Here is a 17,278-nt window from a genome sequence, read left to right as displayed (position 1 = left end):
AGATTAGCACGCGGATAGCTGAACCTGAACGAAAAGGACACAGTGTCCCGCTGTTGTCAACAGCCCTGTTCAAACTGACCGGTCGGCCCGCCCTCGCGGGGTCGGGCCGACCGGCCCAAACGCTCCGGCGCATTGGCGCCGGGGCAAGGTGCCCTGGGGACCGGGGACGAGTCCGGTCCGGGGGGGGGGGGAGCAGGAGTGAGCGTGGAGAAGTGAGGAGTGAGCGAAAGCCGTTCGCTCTTCTCGCTCCTCTGCGCTCGCTTCTGGTCCTCAGTCCGCCTGGCGGCGCAGGAACGCCGGGATGTCCAGGTAGCTGTTGTCGCTGCCGAAGTCCGCCACGGCGGGACCGGTCGGTTCCTGACGCGAAGTGTTGCCGCGCAGGCTGCCGCCGAAGCTCGGCATCGGCGCGTGGCCGACGTCGTCCATGGCGCCGAATTCCGGCTGGCCGGTGGTCGCGTTGCGCACCAGTTGGATCGGCGCGCGCTGCGATTCGCGGTCGTAACCCTGGCCGCGCACCGACTGCTTGGCGGCGACGCGGTTGAGGCCGGTGGCGACCACGGTGACCTTGACCTCGTCCTGCATGTCCGGGTCGAGCACGGTGCCGATGACCACGGTCGCGTCTTCGGAAGCGAAGTTCTCGATGGTGCGGCCGACTTCGTCGAACTCGGCCATGGTGAAGTCCGGACCGGCGGTGATGTTGACCAGGATGCCGTTGGCGCCGGCCAGGTTGACGTCGTCGAGCAGCGGGTTCTGGATCGCCGACTCGGCCGCGGCCTGAGCGCGATCGTCGCCGCGCGCGGCGCCGGTGCCCATCATCGCCAGACCCATTTCGCTCATCACCGTGCGCACGTCGGCGAAGTCGACGTTGATCAGACCCGGACGCACGATCAGATCGGCGATGCCCTGGACCGCGCCGAGCAGCACGTCGTTAGCCGCGCGGAAGGCCTGGATCATGGTCGCGTTGCGGCCGAGCACGGTGATCAGCTTCTCGTTGGGGATGGTGATCAGCGAATCGCAGTGGTGCGACAGCTCCTCGATGCCCTTGAGCGCGACCTGCATGCGGCGGCGGCCCTCGAACGGGAACGGCTTGGTGACCACGGCGACGGTCAGGATGCCCATCTCCTTGGCCAACTGCGCGACCACCGGCGCAGCGCCGGTGCCGGTGCCGCCGCCCATGCCGGCGGTGATGAAGACCATGTCGGCGCCGGTCAGCGCGTCCATGATGCGCTCGCGATCTTCCAGCGCCGCCTGACGGCCGACTTCCGGATTCGCGCCCGCGCCCAGGCCCTTGGTGACATTGCTGCCGAGCTGCAGTTGCAGCTTGGCGCCGCAGTTCTTGATCGCCTGCGCGTCGGTGTTGGCGGTGATGAATTCCACGCCGTCGACGTTGCCGCTGACCATGTGCGCCACGGCGTTGCCGCCGCCGCCGCCCACGCCGACGACCTTGATCACCGCGTTCGGGGCCATTTTTTCAACCAATTCGAAATGTGCCATGTTCTCGTCCTCTTAGTTTTATGTGTTGCTAGTTATCGGCTGGGGGATGTATGCCAGTACGCTCGCCACTTGCCCGCTTGCCGGCCATGGCGCCCTCGCCTCGGCCGTGAGACTGCGATACCGCGGCGTCAGAACTCGCCGCGATACCAGTTCTTGATCTTGTTGAAGAAGCTGCCGGCGCGGCCGGTGGAGATCACCGGACGGCGCGGGTTTTCGATCTGGCTGCCCATCAGCAGCAGACCCACGCCGGTGGCGTGGACCGGGTTGCCGACCACTTCGCCCAAGCCGGTGACGTGCTGGGGAATGCCCACGCGCACCGGCATCTGCAGCATTTCCTCGGCCAGTTCGACCACGCCTTCCATCTTGGCCGCGCCGCCGGTCAGGACCATGCCGGCGCGGACGTGATGCTCAAAGCCCGAGCGGCGAAGCTCGGCCTGGATCATTTCGAAGATTTCCTCGTAGCGCGCCTGCACCGCCTGCGCCAGCGAGTGGCGCGGCATCCGCCGCGGCGGACGGTCGCCGACGCTGGGCACCTGGATCGATTCTTCGGCGGTCGCCATCTGCGCCAGCGCGCAGGCGTAACGCACTTTGATCTGCTCGGCTTCGGGCGTCGGCGTGCGCAGCATGTGCGCGATGTCCTCGGTGACCTTGTCGCCGGCGATCGGCAACGAGGCGCTGTGGGCGATCGCGCCCTGCACGAACACCGCGATGTCGGTGGTGCCGGCGCCGATGTCGACCAGCACCACGCCGAGCTCGCGCTCGTCGTTGGTCAGCACTGCGTTGCTGGAGGCCAGCACGCCCAGGATCAGGTCGTCGACCTGCAAGCCGCAGCGCTGCACGCACTTGCTGATGTTGGCCGCGGCCGATTGCGCGCACACCACCAGGTGCGCGTGCACTTCCAGGCGCACGCCGGTCATGCCGACCGGGTTGCGGATGCCTTCCTGCGAATCGTCGAGCACGTAGTCGCGCGGAATCGCGTGCAGGATCTTCTGGTCGGCCGGGATCGCCACCGCCTTGGCCGCTTCCAGCACCCGGTCCAGATCGCCGTAGGTCACCTCGCCGTCGCGGATCGGGGCGATGCCTTGCGAGTTGCGGCACTGGATGTGGTTGCCGGAGATCGAGGCGTAGACCGAGCGGATCTCGCAACCGGCCATCAGCTCGGCTTCCTCGATCGCGCGCTGGATCGACTGCACCGTGGACTCGATGTCGATGACCACGCCGCGCTTGAGCCCGCGCGACTCGTGCGAGCCGATGCCGATCACTTCGATGGGATTGCCAGGCGAATACTCGCCCACCAGCGCCACCACTTTGGAGGTGCCGACGTCGAGGCCTACGATCAGCGACTTGTCGCCTTTGCGATTCATGACTGTCCTTGCTGCTGCTTCGGTGCCGCCGCCGGCGCCTGCACGGGCGCCCACGACAGCGAAAAACCATTGGTGTAACGAAGATCCGCGCGCGCCAACACCTGCACGCGCTGCGCCATCAACTGCGGCAACAGCTTGACGAAACGGCTCAAGCGGCTGCGTTCCTGGCTGCGGCCGACCACGATCTGGGCGCCGTTGCCCAGGCCCAGGGTCCAGCTGCCGCGCTGATCGACTTCGATCTGCTTGACGTCCAGGCCGATCGGCGCGAACAACTCGCGCGACTCGTTGTACAGCGCGACCACATCGGCCACCCGCGCGTCGGGACCGGCGAAATGCGGCAGGTTGTCCGGCACCTGGATGTTGCTGATCGGGAACAGCCGGCCTTGTTCGGACAGCAGCTGATCCTTGCCCCAGCGCGCGAACGGCTTGTGTTCGATCACGCTGACTTCCAGCACGTCGGGCCAGCGCTTGCGCACTTCGGCGTGCTCGACCCACGGCAGCCTGGCCACCGCGTCCTGCGCCTTGGGCAGGTCGACCGCGAAGAAGCCGCGCTGCGCGTACGGCAGCAGGGTCTTGCGCAACGCGGTCGCATCGACCCGCTCGAACTCACCGGTCACGCGCAGGCGCTTGAGCGGCCATTGGTTCGCGCCGATCCAGCCGTTGAGCACGGCCACCACCGGCAGCGCGACCAAGGCCAGCGCCAGCAACCAACCGATCAGTCGCAGCAGGGCGTTCACGCCGCCGCACCTCCTTGCACGACCGTGGCTTCGAGCACGCGCCAGCACAGCTCGTCGTACTCGATGCCGAGTTGACGCGCGCCCTTGGGCACCAGCGAGTGGCTGGTCATGCCCGGCGCGGTGTTGACCTCGATCAGGTACAACTGGCCGTCGTTGCGGTCGCGCATGAAATCGACCCGGCCCCAGCCCTTGCAACCGGCGGCGACGAAGGCTTCCATCGCCAGCCGGCGGATTTCGTCTTCGGCCGCGCCTTCCAGGCCCGGGCACAGGTATTGGGTGTCTTCGGCGATGTACTTGGCGTGATAGTCGTACCACTCGCCCTTGGGCACGATCCGGATCGACGGCAGCGCGGTGTAGCCCTCGCCGTTGATCAGCACGGCCACGGTGAGCTCGTCGCCGATCACCATCTGCTCCATCAGCATCTCGCCGGGGTAACGCGCGGCCAGCGCGACCGCTTCGTCGATGTCGGCGTCCTTGAGCACGCGCGACACGCCGACGCTGGAGCCTTCGCTGGACGGCTTGATGATCACCGGCAAGCCGATTTCCTGGGCCGCGGCGTGCACGTCGTCGCCCTTGGCGATGCGCTTGTACTTCGGCGTCGGCAGGCCGGCGCCGAGCCAGACCTGCTTGGTCCGGATCTTGTCCATCGCCAAGGCCGAACCGAGCACGTCCGAACCGGTGTACGGCACGCCGAGCGCTTCCAGCAGGCCTTGCAGCACGCCGTCTTCGCCGCTGCCGCCGTGCAGGATGTTGAACACCCGATCCACCGCGCCGGCGCGAATGCGTTCGATCAACGCCGCGATGCCGTCGACCGCGAACGCGTCCACGCCGCGCGAACGCAGCGCGTCGAGCACGCCGGCGCCGGAATTCAGCGAGACCTCGCGCTCCGAGCTGGTGCCGCCCATCAGAACGGCGACGCGGCCGAACACGGCCGGATCGGTGACGCGGAGCGGTGCGAACTGCGGACTCACTTCGATTCTCCCTGGAAACCCTGAGTGGCGAGCTGCTGCGCAGCGGCGCCGATATCGCCGGCGCCCATCAGCAACAGCAGGTCGCCGTCGTTCAACACGTCCGGCAGGACGCCGGCCAGATCGCCCGCGCCGCTGACCACCACCGGGTCGATGCGGCCGCGCGCGCGGATCGCGCGCGCCAGCGACTTGGCGTCGGCGCCGGCGATCGGCGCTTCGCCGGCCGGATAGACCTCGGTCAGCACCAACGCGTCCACCGACGACAACACCGCGGCGAAGTCGTCGAACAGATCGCGGGTGCGGCTGTAGCGATGCGGTTGGAACGCGACCACCAGACGCTTGTCCGGCCAACCGCCGCGGGCGGCGGCGAACACCGCTTCGAGCTCCTTCGGGTGATGGCCGTAATCGTCGACCAACTGCACCGTCGCGCCCTTCTCGGTCTTGACCTGGGCGAGCAGGTTGAAGCGCCGGCCGATGCCCTCGAACTTCTCCAGCGCGCGCGCGATCGCAGCGGGCTGCACGCCCAACTGCCACGCCACCGAGGCGGCGGCCAGCGCGTTGAGCACGTTATGGCGGCCCGGCAGCGCCAGGGTCACCGCGGTGCGGGTCGCATCGGGCAGGCACAGGGTGAAATGCATCGCGCCGCCGGTCTGGCTGACGTCTTCGGCGCGCACGTCGGCGGTTTCGTCGAAGCCGTAGGTCATCACATGCCGCGGCGTTTCGGCCGCGAGCTTGGCGACGTTGGCGTCGTCGATGCACAGCACCGCCAGGCCGTAGAACGGCAGCCGGTGCAGGAATTCCTCGAACGCGGCCTGGACCTTGGCGAAATCGCCGCCGTAGTTTTCCAGGTGATCGGCGTCGATGTTGGTGACGATGGCGATCTGCGGATTCAGGCGCAGGAAGCTGCCGTCGCTTTCGTCGGCCTCGGCCACCAGCCATTGGCCGCCGCCCAGACCGGCGTTGGCGCCGGCCGCGAGCAACTTGCCGCCGATCACGAAGGTCGGGTCGATGCCGCCTTCGGCCAGCACGCTGGCGGTCAGCGAGGTGGTGGTGGTCTTGCCGTGGGTGCCGGCCACCGCGATGCCGCGGCGGAAGCGCATCAGCTCGGCCAGCATTTCCGCGCGCGGCACCACCGGAATGCGCTGCGCGCGCGCTTCCATCAGCTCGGGGTTGTCGCGCTTGATCGCGCTGGACACCACCACGCAATCGGCGCCGAGCACGTTGGCCGCGGCGTGGCCGCGGTGGACGTTGGCGCCCATCGCGGCCAGACGGCGGGTCACCGCGTTGTCGGCCATGTCCGAACCGGACACCTGATAGCCCAGCGTGCACATGACCTCGGCGATGCCGCTCATGCCGGTGCCGCCGATGCCGACGAAGTGCACGCGCGGGAACGCCTTGGCCAGGTCGCCGGTGTGCTGCAGGCGGCGGCGCAATGCCGTGCTCATGCCGGCTCCTTCATGTTCGACTGCTCCAATACGATCTGGGCGACGCGGTCGGCCGCGTCGGGTTTGGCGATGGCGCGCGCGGCTTCGCCCATCTGCAGCAGCACGCCGCGCTCGGCCAGGATTTCGATGGTCGCCGACAGACGCGCGCCGAGGTCTTCGCCGGCCTGCGGCAGCAGCTGCGCCGCGCCGCGATCGACCAGATAGCGCGCGTTCTTGGTTTGGTGGTCGTCGACCGCCTGCGGGAACGGCACCAGCACGCTGCCCACGCCGGCCGCGCACAGCTCGGCCAGGGTCAGCGCGCCGGCGCGGCAGACCACCAGGTCGGCCCAACCGTAAGCGGCCGACATATCGGCGATGAAAGGCTCGACCGAAGCGATGACGTTGGCTTTCTTGTAAGCCTCCTGCGCGTCGGCCAACAGCTTCTCGCCGCACTGATGCCGCACTTCGCACGGCACCCGCCCACGCAAACCGGCGATGGCTTCCGGCACCGCGCTGTTGAGCGCGCGCGCGCCCTGGCTGCCGCCCAGCACCAGCAGACGCAGCGGCCCGCTGCGGTCGGCGAAGCGCTGCGCGGGCGCGGCGATCGCGGCGATTTCCGCACGCACCGGGTTGCCCACCACTTCTTCGGCCACGTTGGTGAAGGTGTCCGGGAACCCGGTCAGCACGCGGCGGGCGAAACGCGACAGCACCCGGTTGGTCATGCCCGGCGCGCGGTTTTGTTCGTGCACGATCAGCGGCACGCCGGCCAGACGCGCGGCGATGCCGCCCGGACCGGCCGCGTAGCCGCCGAAGCTGATCACCGCACGCGGCTGGCGCTGGCGCAACACGCGCTGGGCCGCGCGCACCGAGGCGATCACCCGGAACGGCGCGCGGATCAACGTGGCCACGCCCTTGCCGCGCACGCCGCTGATCGCGATGGTGTCGATGTCGATACCGTGTTGCGGCACCAGCCGGGTTTCCATGCCGCCGGCCGCGCCCAGCCAGGTGACCGGCACGCCGCGCTCGCGCAGCGCCTTGGCCACGGCCAGGCCCGGGAAGATATGCCCGCCGGTGCCGCCGGCCAGGATCATCACCGGACGCTGGCTGGAACGAAGATCGTTCATGCCGACCTCCCCAGCGAAGGCTCGACCCGCTCGCGCAAGCGGCTGGTGCCGCGCGCGCTGGCGCTGGCCGCGGACGGAATCGGATTGCTGGTGGCCGGCGCGCCGCCCGGCGCCTGCGCCGCTTCGCCGCGCAGACGCGCGACCTGGCGCTGAGCGCGGTCGAGTTCGTACGACACCCGCAGCAACACGCCGAGCGCGGCGCAGCTCATCAGCACGCTGGAGCCGCCGTAGGAAATCATCGGCAAGGTCAGGCCCTTGGTCGGCAACAGGCCCAGGTTCACGCCGATCGAGACGAAGCTCTGCAAGCCCATCCACAGGGCGATGCCGAACGCCACGTAGCCGGAGAAATGCCGGCGCATCTCCACGCACTTCAGGCCGATCCACAGCGCCCGCCCGGACAGCAGCATGTACATGCCGACCACCGCGCACACGCCGACAAAGCCGAATTCTTCCGCGATCACCGCCATGATGAAGTCGGTGTGCGCTTCGGGCAGGTACGACAGCTTCTGCACCGAGGCGCCCAGGCCGACGCCGATCCATTCGCCGCGACCGACCGCCATCAAGGCGTTGGTCAGCTGATAACCGGTGCCGAACGGATCGACCCAGGGATTGAGGAAGGAGGTCAGACGCACGACGCGGTAAGGCTCGGCGATGGCGATGATCGCCAGCACCGGCAGACCGATCAGCACCGGCCCGAACATCCGCGGCATGTTCACCCCGCCCAGCACCAGCATGCCGGCGGTGATCGCCAGCAGCAGCGAGGACGAACCGAAGTCCGGCTGCATCAACAACAGCCCGACCAGCACGATGGCCACGCCGATCGGCTTGAGCATCGCGCCCCAGGTCGCGGAAATGTCTTCGCTGAAGCGCTTGAGGTAGCTCGCCAGCCAGATGATGTAGAGCAGTTTGACCGCTTCGACCGCCTGGAAACTGGCCGGGCCGAGGTTGATCCAGCGCTTGGCGCCGTTGACCTGTTTGCCGATCACCGGCACGAACACCATCAGCAGCAACACCACGCACACCAGCAGCAACCACTGGTTGTGCTGTTCGATGGTCTTGAGCTCGGTGCGCATCAGCCAGAAGCCGAGCGCCAGACCGATGCTGAGGAAGATCAGGTGGCGGGTCAGGAAGTAGAACGGGTCCACCGCGTGGGTCGCGGCCACGCCCAGCGAGGCCGAGCCGACCATGATCACGCCGGTGCACGCCAATGCCGCGGACACGAGCAACAGCCACGGGTCGTAGCGACCGTGGATGGCGTCGAGCCGGGTTGCCTGGCGTGCGGAGTTTTCCATCAGCGGACCTTGAGCGTGGCCAGACCGACCAGAACCAGCACGACCGAGATGATCCAGAAGCGCACGATCACCCGCGGCTCGGGCCAGCCCTTGAGTTCGAAGTGGTGATGGATCGGCGCCATCCGGAACACGCGCTTGCCGGTCAGCTTGAACGACGCGACCTGGATCATCACCGACAGGGTTTCGATCACGAACACGCCGCCCATGATCACCAGCACCAGCTCCTGGCGCACGATGATGGCGATGGTGCCGAGCACCGCGCCCAGCGCCAGCGCGCCGATGTCGCCCATGAACACCATCGCCGGATAGGTGTTGAACCACAGAAAGCCCAGGCCGGCGCCGGCGATCGCCGCGCAGATGATCACCAGTTCGCCCGCGCCCGGCACCTGCGGGATCTGCAGGTACTTGGAGAATTCGGCGTGACCGGAAGCGTAGGCGAACACGCCCAGCGCGCAGGCCACCAGCACGGTCGGCATGATCGCCAGACCGTCGAGGCCGTCGGTCAGGTTCACCGCGTTGGAGAAACCCACGATCCAGAAGTACGCGACCACGATCAAGCCGGCGCCGAGCGGAATGGCGATGGCCTTGATCAGCGGCACATAGAAGGTAGTGCTGGCGACCACCGCCGGATCGGCGGTGAAGTACAGGAAGGCGCCGGCGGCCAGACCGAAGATCGACTGCAGCAGGTACTTCCAGCGCGACTTCAGCCCGTTGGGGTCGCGGCGCACGATCTTGATCCAGTCGTCGTACCAACCGATCGCGCCGAAGCACAGCATCACGCCCAGCACCAGCCACACGTACCTGTTGCGCAGGTCGCCCCACAGCAGCACCGAGGCCAGCACCGTCATCAGGATCAGCGCGCCGCCCATGGTCGGCGTGCCGGCCTTGGAGAAGTGGGTCTGCGGGCCGTCCTGACGGATCGGCTGGCCGCCCTTGTACTGGGCCAGCTTGCGGATCACCGCCGGGCCCCACCACAGCGACAGCGCAAGCGCGGTCAGCGCGCTCAAGATGCCGCGGAAGGTCAGATAGCCGAACAGACCGAACAGGCTCTGCAACTGTTCAAGCCAACGAGTCAGTTCAAGCAACATGCGTGGTCCCCTTCCCCTGTGCGGGTGTGTGCGCGGACAGCAACGCCGTCACGATCTTGTCCATCGCACTGCTGTGCGATCCCTTCACCAACACGCGCACGCCTTCGCGCAGCTCGGCGCTCAGCGCCTGGGCCAGCGAGGCGTGGCTGTCGAACACTTGCGCGCCGTCGCCGAAGGCGTTCGCCGCCGCGGTCGGCAGTTCGCCCAGAGCGAACAGCCGGCGCAGGCCGGCGGCCTTGGCCCGGCGGCCGATGTCGGCGTGCATGGCGATTTCTTCGTCGCCGATTTCGCGCATGGCGCCGAGCACCAGCCAGTTTTCGCCCGCCATCTCGGCCAGCGTGTCGATCGCCGCCGCGGTCGAGCCGGGGTTGGCGTTGTAGCTGTCGTCGATCAGCACCGCGCCGTTGTCCAGGCGGTGGGTGATCAGACGGCCGTCGACCGGCTGGGCGGCGTTGAGGCCGGCGGCGATGGTTTCCAGCGCCACGCCCGCGCCCAGCGCCAGCGACGCCGCGGCGAGCGCGTTGCGCACGTTGTGGCGGCCGACCAGCTTGAGCGCGATCTCGGCCTCGCCCGACGCAGTCGCCAGCACGAACCTAGAACCCTCGGTGCCGACGCGGACGTTCTTCGCCGTCACTTCCGCGCTGGCGTCGATGCCGTAGCGGATGACGGTCCGGCCCGAAGCGCGGTTTTCGAAGTACGGCGCGAACGCATCGTCGGCATTGATCGCGGCCACGCCGTACGACGGCAGCGCGTCGTAGATCGCCGCCTTGGTGTCGGCGATGCCGAGCAGACTGCCCATGCGTTCCAGATGCGCCGGCGCGATGTTGTTGACCACCGAGACTTGCGGGCGCGCGATGCGCACCAGGTAATCGATGTCGCCCGGCTTGCCGGCGCCCATCTCGTACACCGCGAACACGGCGTCTTCCGGCGCGTCCAGCACCGCCAGCGGCAGGCCGATTTCGTTGTTGCGGTTGCCCGGGGTGGAATAGGTGCGGCCCGGCGCGGCCTGTTCCAGGATCGCGGTGGCCAAGGCCTTGACGCTGGTCTTGCCGTTGCTGCCGGTGATCGCGATCACCCGGGTGTCGCGGGCGGACTGCACCGTGGTCGCGATGTCGGCCAGCGCGCGCTCGGTATCGGCGACGATCACCTGGGCGATCGGCGCATCGATCTGGCGCGACACCAGCGCCGCGGCGACCGCGGTATGGGCCAGGCCGGCGACATGGTCGTGGCCGTCGAAACGCTCGCCCTTGAGCGCGACGAACAACGCCGCGCCGCCGACCGGCAGCGCGCGGGTGTCGGTGGCGACCACGTCGATCGCGGCGTCCTCGCCGTGCAGGCGGCCGCCGGTCATGCTCGCGATCTGCGACAGCATCAGGCGCTTCATGCTTTCGCCTCCAATGCCGCCTGCGCGATCAGGGTGTCGTCGAACGGATGCCGCACGCCGTGGATTTCCTGATAAGGCTCGTGGCCCTTGCCGGCCACCAGCACGATGTCGTCGGGACCGGCTTCGGCGATCGCCTGTTCGATCGCCGCGCGGCGGTCGCGCTGCACGATCGCCCGCTGCGGCGCGCGCAAGCCTTCCAGAATGTCGGCGACGATGACGTCGCCGTCTTCGCCGCGCGGGTTGTCGTCGGTGACCACCACCAGGTCGGCGCCGTGTTCGGCGATCGCCGCCATCTGCGGACGCTTGCCGCGGTCGCGCTCGCCGCCGCAGCCGAACACGCAGATCAGCCGCGCGTTGGCATGCGCGCGCAGCGAGGCCAGGGCCTGCTCCAGCGCGTCGGGGGTGTGCGCGTAGTCGATCACCACCAGCGGCGATACGCCGTCGCCGCCGAGGCGGTTCATGCGGCCGTGGATGGGTTCGAGCTGCGACAGGGTCTGGGCGATCTGCGCCGGCTCCTCGCCGAGCGCGTACAGCGCGCCGGCCACCGCCAGCAGGTTGTCGACGTTGAAACGACCGAGCAGCTTGGAAGCGACCTTGTGCGGCTTGCCGGCCACGACCAGATCGAACCCGATGCCGCGGCTGTCGAAGCTCAGCGCCTGCGCGCGCACCACCGCGCCGTCGCGGCCGCGCGAGCTCAGCCCGATCGCGCGCACGCTCTTGGGCAGCTGCGCGATCAGTTCGCGGCCGAATTCGTCGTCGAGGTTGATCGCCGCCGCCTTCAGCCCGTCCCAGCCGAACAACCGCGCCTTGGCCGCGCCGTAGCTGGCCATGTCGCCGTGGTAATCCAGATGGTCGCGGGTGAGGTTGGTGAACACGCCGACATCGAAATGCACGCCGGCCACCCGGCCCTGATCGAGCGCGTGCGAGCTGACTTCCATCGCGATCGCCTGCGCGCCCGCGTCGTGCATGTCGGCCAGCAATTCATGCAGTTGCAGCACCAGCGGCGTGGTGAAACCGGTCGGAACGATTTCGCCGTACAAACCGGCGCCGAGCGTGCCGACCGTGCCGCAGCGGATGCCGCGCGCGGCCCAGGCCTGCGCGATCAGCTGCACGGTCGAGGTCTTGCCGTTGGTGCCGGTGACGCCGACCACGGTCATCGCCGCGGTGGCGCGGCCGTGGAAAGCATCGCCCATCTCGCCCAGGCGCGAACGCAGCCCCGGCACGGCGATGGCGTCGGCCGGTGCGGGCAAATCTTCCGGAGCCGGCGGCTCGAACAGGATCGCGGCCGCGCCCTGCGCGCGCGCCTGTTCGACGAACTTGAGCCCGTGCGCGCCGAACCCGGCGATCGCCACGAACGCGTTGCCCGGACGCACCGCACGGCTGTCCATCACCAGTCCCGAGATGCGCAGATCGCCGGGGATGCCGGCGATGTCGGGCAGCAGTTCGGCCAAGGGCATCAGGCGGCTCATCGGGCGCCTCCCTGGGCCAGGGTGCTGGCGGCGATCGGTGGCGGCGATGCGGCGGTGCGCGCGGCCGCGGGCACGACCGGCCCGCTCGGCTTGCCGCCGTTCTGCTTGAGCCGCTTGGCTTCGGCGGCGGCCTGCACCGCCAGCCAGGTTTCGATGTCGTCCGGGGCCACGTCCATCAAGCGCAGCGCGCCGTCCATGACGTTGCGGAACACCGGGCCGGACACCGAACCGCCGTAGTAACCCTTCTTGCTCGGATCGGGTTCGCTGACCACCACCACCATCGAAAAGCGCGGCTTCTGCACCGGCACCACGCCGGCGAACAGCGACACGTACTTCTTCGAGTAGCCGCCGGTGCCGCTGAACTTGCGCGTGGTGCCGGTCTTGCCGGCGACGTGATAGCCCAGGATCGCCGCCTGCTTGGCGGTGCCGCCCGGCTCGGTCACGGTCTGCATCATGCGCATGATTTCGCCGGCCACGGCCGGGTCGAGCACCTGGTGCCCTTCGTTGCGCTGGCCTTTGACGAAGGTCGGCTGGATCAACTTGCCGCCGTTGGCCATCGCCGCATACGCCATCGCGATCTGCATCGGCGTGGCCGACAGACCGTAGCCGTAGGACATGGTGGCCTTGGTGGTGCCGCTCCAACGCTGCGGCGAAGCCACCAGACCCGACGACTCGCCCGGGAAGCCGCTGCCCGGCTTGCTGCCGTAGCCGAAATTGCGGATGAACTGATAGTAGTAGTCGTTCTTCAACGGCAGCGCGAGCTTGGCCGCGCCGATGTTGGAGCTCTTGGTGATCACGCCGGTGACCGTCAACACGCCGTTGTTGTGGGTGTCGGTGATCCGGTAACGGCCATTGGGCATCCAGCCCGGCGAGGTGTTCACCAGGGTGTTCGGGGTGACCGTGCCGGCGTTGAGCGCGGCGGCCACGGTGATCGGCTTCATCGTCGAACCCGGCTCGACCACGTCGGTGATGGCGCGGTTGCGATGGGTGTCGCGGTTGCCGGCGCCGAGCAGATTGGGGTTGTAGGTGGGCAGGTTGGCCATCGCCAGCACTTCGCCGGTTTCGATGTCCAACACCACCGCCGAGGCGCTGCTGGCGCCGGTGTCGACCAGGGCGCGGCGCAGTTCGCGATAGGTCAGGTACTGGATGCGGCGGTCCAGGGTCAGGGTGATGTCCTTGCCCGGTTCGGCCGAATGCACCAGATCGACGTTTTCGACGATGCGGCCGGCGCCGTCGCGGATCACCCGCTTGGTTCCGGGCTTGCCGCGCAGCTCGTGGTCGAACGCCAGTTCCAGGCCTTCCTGGCCGCGGTCGTCGATGTTGGTGAAGCCCAACACGTGCGCCATCGCCTCGCCCTGCGGGTAGAAGCGGCGGAACTCACGCTGCGAGAACACGCCCGGCACCTTGTGGGCCAGGATCTTGCGCGCCTCGTCCGGATTGATCCGGCGCTTGAGGTACATGAATTCCTTGCCCGAACGCTGCGAGAGCTTGCGCGCCAGTTCGTCCGGCGCCACGCCCAGGGCCTTGGCCAGATCCGGCAGGCGCTCGGGATTCTTGGCCAGTTCCTTGGGGTTGCCCCAGATCGATTCGACCGGCGTGGACACCGCCAGCGGCTCGCCGTTGCGGTCGGTGATCATGCCGCGCGAGGTCGGGATCGGAATCTCGCGCAGCGAGCGCGCATCGCCCTGCTGGCGATAGAAATCGTTGCTGATGACCTGCAGGTCCAGCGCCCGGCCGATCAGCGCCAGCGAGCACAGGCCCAGCGCGCCGCCGACCAGGATCAGGCGGTTGCGCAGATTGAACTGAGCGCCGCGGCCGCGCGGCTTGTTGCCCGAGCGCGCGCGTTCCTCGCGAAAACGCGCGAAACCCTCGCCGAGGTTCTCGACCAGACGGTCCAGGCCGCCGCCGCGGTTGCCGCGTTCACCCAGCACCCGATCCAGCGGACCGCTGCGGCCGGCGCGCTTGTTCTTGCGCCCGCTCATGGACGGATCACCACGGTTTCGGCGCCTTCGGGGAACTTCATCCCGATGCGCTCGCGCGCGACCTGGTCGATGCGGTTGCTCTCCGCCCAGGTCGCCTGTTCCAGCTGCAGCCGGCCGAACTCGATATTGAGCTCGTCGCGCTCGCGCTGGAGTTTATTGAGCTGCACGAACAACTGGCGGTGCTCGTGGCGCGCGAACACCACCAACAACGCGGACACCACGTTAGCGACGATCAGCAGCGCGAGCAGCAGACGCATCATGCGGCCACCCCCAGCTTCTCGGCCACTCGCAACACCGCGCTGCGCGCGCGCGGGTTGTCGGCGGTTTCCTCGAACTCGGCCTTCTGCGCGCCGCCGATGGCGAGCAGGTTGGCGGTGAATTCGACCTCCACCGGCATCCGCCGGTTGGCCGGCGGCGCCTTGCTGTGGCGCAGGATGAATTGCTTGACGATGCGGTCTTCCAGCGAATGGAAGCTGATCACCGCCAGCCGGCCGCCGGGCTTGAGCCGCGCCAGCGCGGCGTCCAGGCCCAGCTCCAGATCGGCCAGTTCGCGGTTGATGAAGATGCGGATGGCCTGGAAGCTGCGGGTGGCCGGATGGATTTTCTGGTCGCCGCGCGGCATCACCTGGGCGATCAGGTCGGCGAGTTGGGCGGTGCGGGTCAACGGGCGCCCGTCGCGGGGCGCCTTGAGCGCGCGCGCGATCTTGCGGCTTTGCCGTTCCTCGCCATACGTCCACAACACGTCCGCGATCTCCTTCTCGCTCGCCGTCGCTAACCACTGCGCCGCGCTGACCCCGCTGTCGGGATCCATGCGCATGTCCAACGGGCCGTCCTTGCCGAAGCTGAAGCCGCGCTCGGCGACATCCAGCTGCGGCGAAGACACGCCCAGATCCAACAACACGCCGTCCAGTCCGCCGGCGGCTGCTTGCCACTGGCCCATGTCGGCGAAGCTGCCGCGATAGATGGATACGCGCGGATCGCCGCCGAACTCGCGTTCGGCCACGGCGATCGCCTCGGGATCCTTGTCCATCACCAACAGCCGTCCTCCGGCCTGCAATTGCGAGAGCACGCCGCGGGCGTGCCCGCCGCGTCCGAACGTACCGTCCAGATAGGCGCCGTTCCCGTGCACCCGCAGGCCTTCGAGCACCTGCCGGTACATCACGGGAAGGTGGCCGGATCGCGCGTGCGTGCGTTCCATGCCACCGTCCGTCATAGCTGCAGGTCGAGCAGCTCGTCGCTCAGATCGTCGTCGGAAATCGTCTGACGGATCTGCGCGTGATGCGCCTGCTCGCTCCAAAGTTCGAATTTGTCGCCCATGCCCAGCAACACGGCTTTCTTCTCGATGCCGACCGCGGCGCGGTGGCTGGCCGGCACGGTGATGCGGCCGTTGCCGTCGAGCTCGACGAACGCCGCCGCGCCGACCAGCTTGAGCTGCATGTTGCGATTGACCTGCTTGACCTTGGGCAGCTTGTTGACCTGGTCGCGGACGCGTTCCCAGATCGACAGCGGGTACAGGTACAGCGAGCCGGACTCGAACGGGTTGTAGGTGATGACCAGGCGGTTGTCGCACTCGCGCGCGACCAGGTCGCGGTAAGCGGTAGGTACCGCCAGCCGTCCCTTGTCGTCGATCGTGATGGCGGTTTCGCCTTGGAACATTGCGCACCTTTGCGGCTCCCGTCTCTACCGGACGGGTCACCTCAGTTCGTTCGCCCGACTTGGGCGGAGCCTCCGAAAACCACTAAAACCCAGGTTTTCCCTCGGATGTCCACCTTAGCAGGGCCCACAGGGTTGTCAACAACTTTCCGGGGCAAATTTCGCTAGGCGCATCAATGGCTTGCAACGAACTTCAGAGTCTTATTCAAGACTTATCCACTAGCCTTTGTTTCGTCTCATATTTTGAGACTCTGAACGTCACAAAGTGACCCGAGGGCGAACTGGATCACAGTTAGTCCGGCCATGCTGCGCAGCAGCATGGGATCAGGATCGACGCAGATGATCGATTTTACCGACGCGATCTCCGGCAGCTATCGCTTTGGACACATCGCGTCCACTGGGCCGGTGCCTGGTGGAGTCCGACATGCGGTTCACACGGCAAGGCCTAGCGTGGCCCCACCTTTCTCCTGGAACCGCCCATGCCCGCCCCCGTCCTGCGCGCCGGCCGACTCGCCCTGCCCCTGGCCCTGATCGCCGCCCTCGCCGCCGGCTGCACCCGCGAGGACACCGCCAGGGCGCCGCTGACCGCCGCGGCCGCCGACGCGACCATCCTCAAACGCCTGCAGGCCGAACAGGCCCAGCAGGACCGCCACCTGCAGACCTTCGACGAACTCGATTTCGTCCATTACAGCGGCCAGCAGTGGGACGATTTCCATAAGAGCCACGCCCAGAACATCGTCGTCCACTACCCCGACGGACGCACCACCACCGGGCTGGACGCGCATATCGCCGAACTCAAGCCGCAGTTCGTGTTCGCGCCGGATACCAAGATCAAGGTGCACCCGATCAAGATCGCCCAGGGCAACCTGACCGCGGTCAGCGGCGTGCTGGAGGGCACCTTCAGCCAGCCGATGCCGCTGGGCGACGGCAAGACCCTGGCCCCGACCCAGAAGCCGTTCAAGCTCGACATGGTCACCATCGGGCGGTGGGAGAACGGGGTGATGGTTGAGGAGTGGTTGTATTGGGACAACCAGGCTTTCATGAAGCAGATTGGGGCGGTGCAGTGACGTTGCGCCGTCGGAAGCTGGTGGCGGGTTTGTGCTCCCAATAAGTCGCGCAGGCAAAAGCCGCTCGAATCTCGCGATCGGGCTCGAAGCAAAGCAAGGTCAAAATGGATTCCGGCTTTCGCCGGAATGACGGCGACGGGGTTCCGGCTTTCGCCGGAATGACGGTGGTGGGGTTCGGCGCGATCTGGCTTGGCCCTCACCCAACCCTCTCCCGCAAGCGGGAGAGGGCTAA

Annotated in this window: 15 protein-coding genes; 1 reads left to right on the top strand and 14 read right to left on the bottom strand. The window is 67.9% G+C overall.

From position 1 onward, the window contains the following. Positions 1–270: 270 nt before the first annotated feature. The 14 genes from ftsZ to mraZ form a co-directional block, all read right to left on the bottom strand. The gene (gene ftsZ / locus V7787_RS20885) at positions 271–1,494 is read right to left on the bottom strand and encodes a cell division protein FtsZ (protein ID WP_442965327.1); all 1,224 of its coding nucleotides are present in this window, start codon (positions 1,492–1,494) and stop codon (positions 271–273) included. A 128-nt stretch (positions 1,495–1,622) separates the two neighbouring features. Then, entirely contained in the window at positions 1,623–2,858 is a 1,236-nt protein-coding gene (gene ftsA / locus V7787_RS20880; protein ID WP_336089476.1) for a cell division protein FtsA, read from the bottom strand. Next, entirely contained in the window at positions 2,855–3,595 is a 741-nt protein-coding gene (locus V7787_RS20875) for a cell division protein FtsQ/DivIB (protein WP_336089474.1), read from the bottom strand. Before V7787_RS20875 ends, ftsA begins: the two co-directional genes overlap by 4 nt. Beyond that, positions 3,592–4,566, bottom strand: coding sequence for a D-alanine--D-alanine ligase (locus V7787_RS20870; RefSeq protein ID WP_336089473.1), 975 nt, complete (start codon positions 4,564–4,566; stop codon positions 3,592–3,594). The genes V7787_RS20875 and V7787_RS20870 overlap by 4 nt, the downstream gene beginning before the upstream one ends. Continuing rightward, positions 4,563–6,008: a UDP-N-acetylmuramate--L-alanine ligase gene (gene murC / locus V7787_RS20865; protein ID WP_336089472.1), complete on the bottom strand. Its 1,446-nt coding sequence runs from the start codon at positions 6,006–6,008 to the stop codon at positions 4,563–4,565. The genes V7787_RS20870 and murC overlap by 4 nt, the downstream gene beginning before the upstream one ends. Next, positions 6,005–7,111: an undecaprenyldiphospho-muramoylpentapeptide beta-N-acetylglucosaminyltransferase gene (gene murG, locus V7787_RS20860; protein ID WP_336089470.1), complete on the bottom strand. Its 1,107-nt coding sequence runs from the start codon at positions 7,109–7,111 to the stop codon at positions 6,005–6,007. Before murG ends, murC begins: the two co-directional genes overlap by 4 nt. Next, positions 7,108–8,403 (bottom strand): putative lipid II flippase FtsW, encoded by a 1,296-nt coding sequence (ftsW, locus tag V7787_RS20855; protein WP_336089468.1) that lies wholly within the window; start codon positions 8,401–8,403, stop codon positions 7,108–7,110. Before ftsW ends, murG begins: the two co-directional genes overlap by 4 nt. Continuing rightward, on the bottom strand, positions 8,403–9,491 hold the full coding sequence (gene mraY, locus V7787_RS20850; RefSeq protein WP_336089466.1) for a phospho-N-acetylmuramoyl-pentapeptide-transferase: 1,089 nt from the start codon (positions 9,489–9,491) through the stop codon (positions 8,403–8,405). The genes ftsW and mraY overlap by 1 nt, the downstream gene beginning before the upstream one ends. Continuing rightward, positions 9,481–10,875: a UDP-N-acetylmuramoyl-tripeptide--D-alanyl-D-alanine ligase gene (locus tag V7787_RS20845; protein ID WP_336089465.1), complete on the bottom strand. Its 1,395-nt coding sequence runs from the start codon at positions 10,873–10,875 to the stop codon at positions 9,481–9,483. The genes mraY and V7787_RS20845 overlap by 11 nt, the downstream gene beginning before the upstream one ends. Continuing rightward, a complete protein-coding gene (locus V7787_RS20840) occupies positions 10,872–12,344 on the bottom strand; it encodes a UDP-N-acetylmuramoyl-L-alanyl-D-glutamate--2,6-diaminopimelate ligase (RefSeq protein ID WP_336089464.1) in 1,473 nt (490 codons plus the stop codon). Before V7787_RS20840 ends, V7787_RS20845 begins: the two co-directional genes overlap by 4 nt. After that, positions 12,341–14,326: a peptidoglycan D,D-transpeptidase FtsI family protein gene (locus V7787_RS20835; protein WP_336089463.1), complete on the bottom strand. Its 1,986-nt coding sequence runs from the start codon at positions 14,324–14,326 to the stop codon at positions 12,341–12,343. Before V7787_RS20835 ends, V7787_RS20840 begins: the two co-directional genes overlap by 4 nt. Beyond that, positions 14,323–14,586, bottom strand: coding sequence for a cell division protein FtsL (gene ftsL, locus V7787_RS20830; protein WP_031371593.1), 264 nt, complete (start codon positions 14,584–14,586; stop codon positions 14,323–14,325). Before ftsL ends, V7787_RS20835 begins: the two co-directional genes overlap by 4 nt. After that, entirely contained in the window at positions 14,583–15,524 is a 942-nt protein-coding gene (rsmH, locus tag V7787_RS20825; protein ID WP_336089462.1) for a 16S rRNA (cytosine(1402)-N(4))-methyltransferase RsmH, read from the bottom strand. The genes ftsL and rsmH overlap by 4 nt, the downstream gene beginning before the upstream one ends. A gap of 11 nt (positions 15,525–15,535) precedes the next feature. Further along, positions 15,536–15,982, bottom strand: a complete 447-nt coding sequence (gene mraZ, locus V7787_RS20820; RefSeq protein ID WP_036104630.1) for a division/cell wall cluster transcriptional repressor MraZ — start codon at positions 15,980–15,982, stop codon at positions 15,536–15,538. Positions 15,983–16,458: 476 nt separating this feature from the next. On the opposite strand from mraZ, the gene V7787_RS20815 reads away from it, so the two are divergent. Continuing rightward, complete coding sequence (locus V7787_RS20815) at positions 16,459–17,046, top strand: ester cyclase (protein WP_336089461.1); 588 nt, start codon at positions 16,459–16,461, stop codon at positions 17,044–17,046. Positions 17,047–17,278: the final 232 nt, after the last annotated feature.

This window comes from Pseudomonas sp. CGJS7 (assembly GCF_036961695.1).
This window is presented reverse-complemented; position numbering and strand designations above follow the sequence as displayed.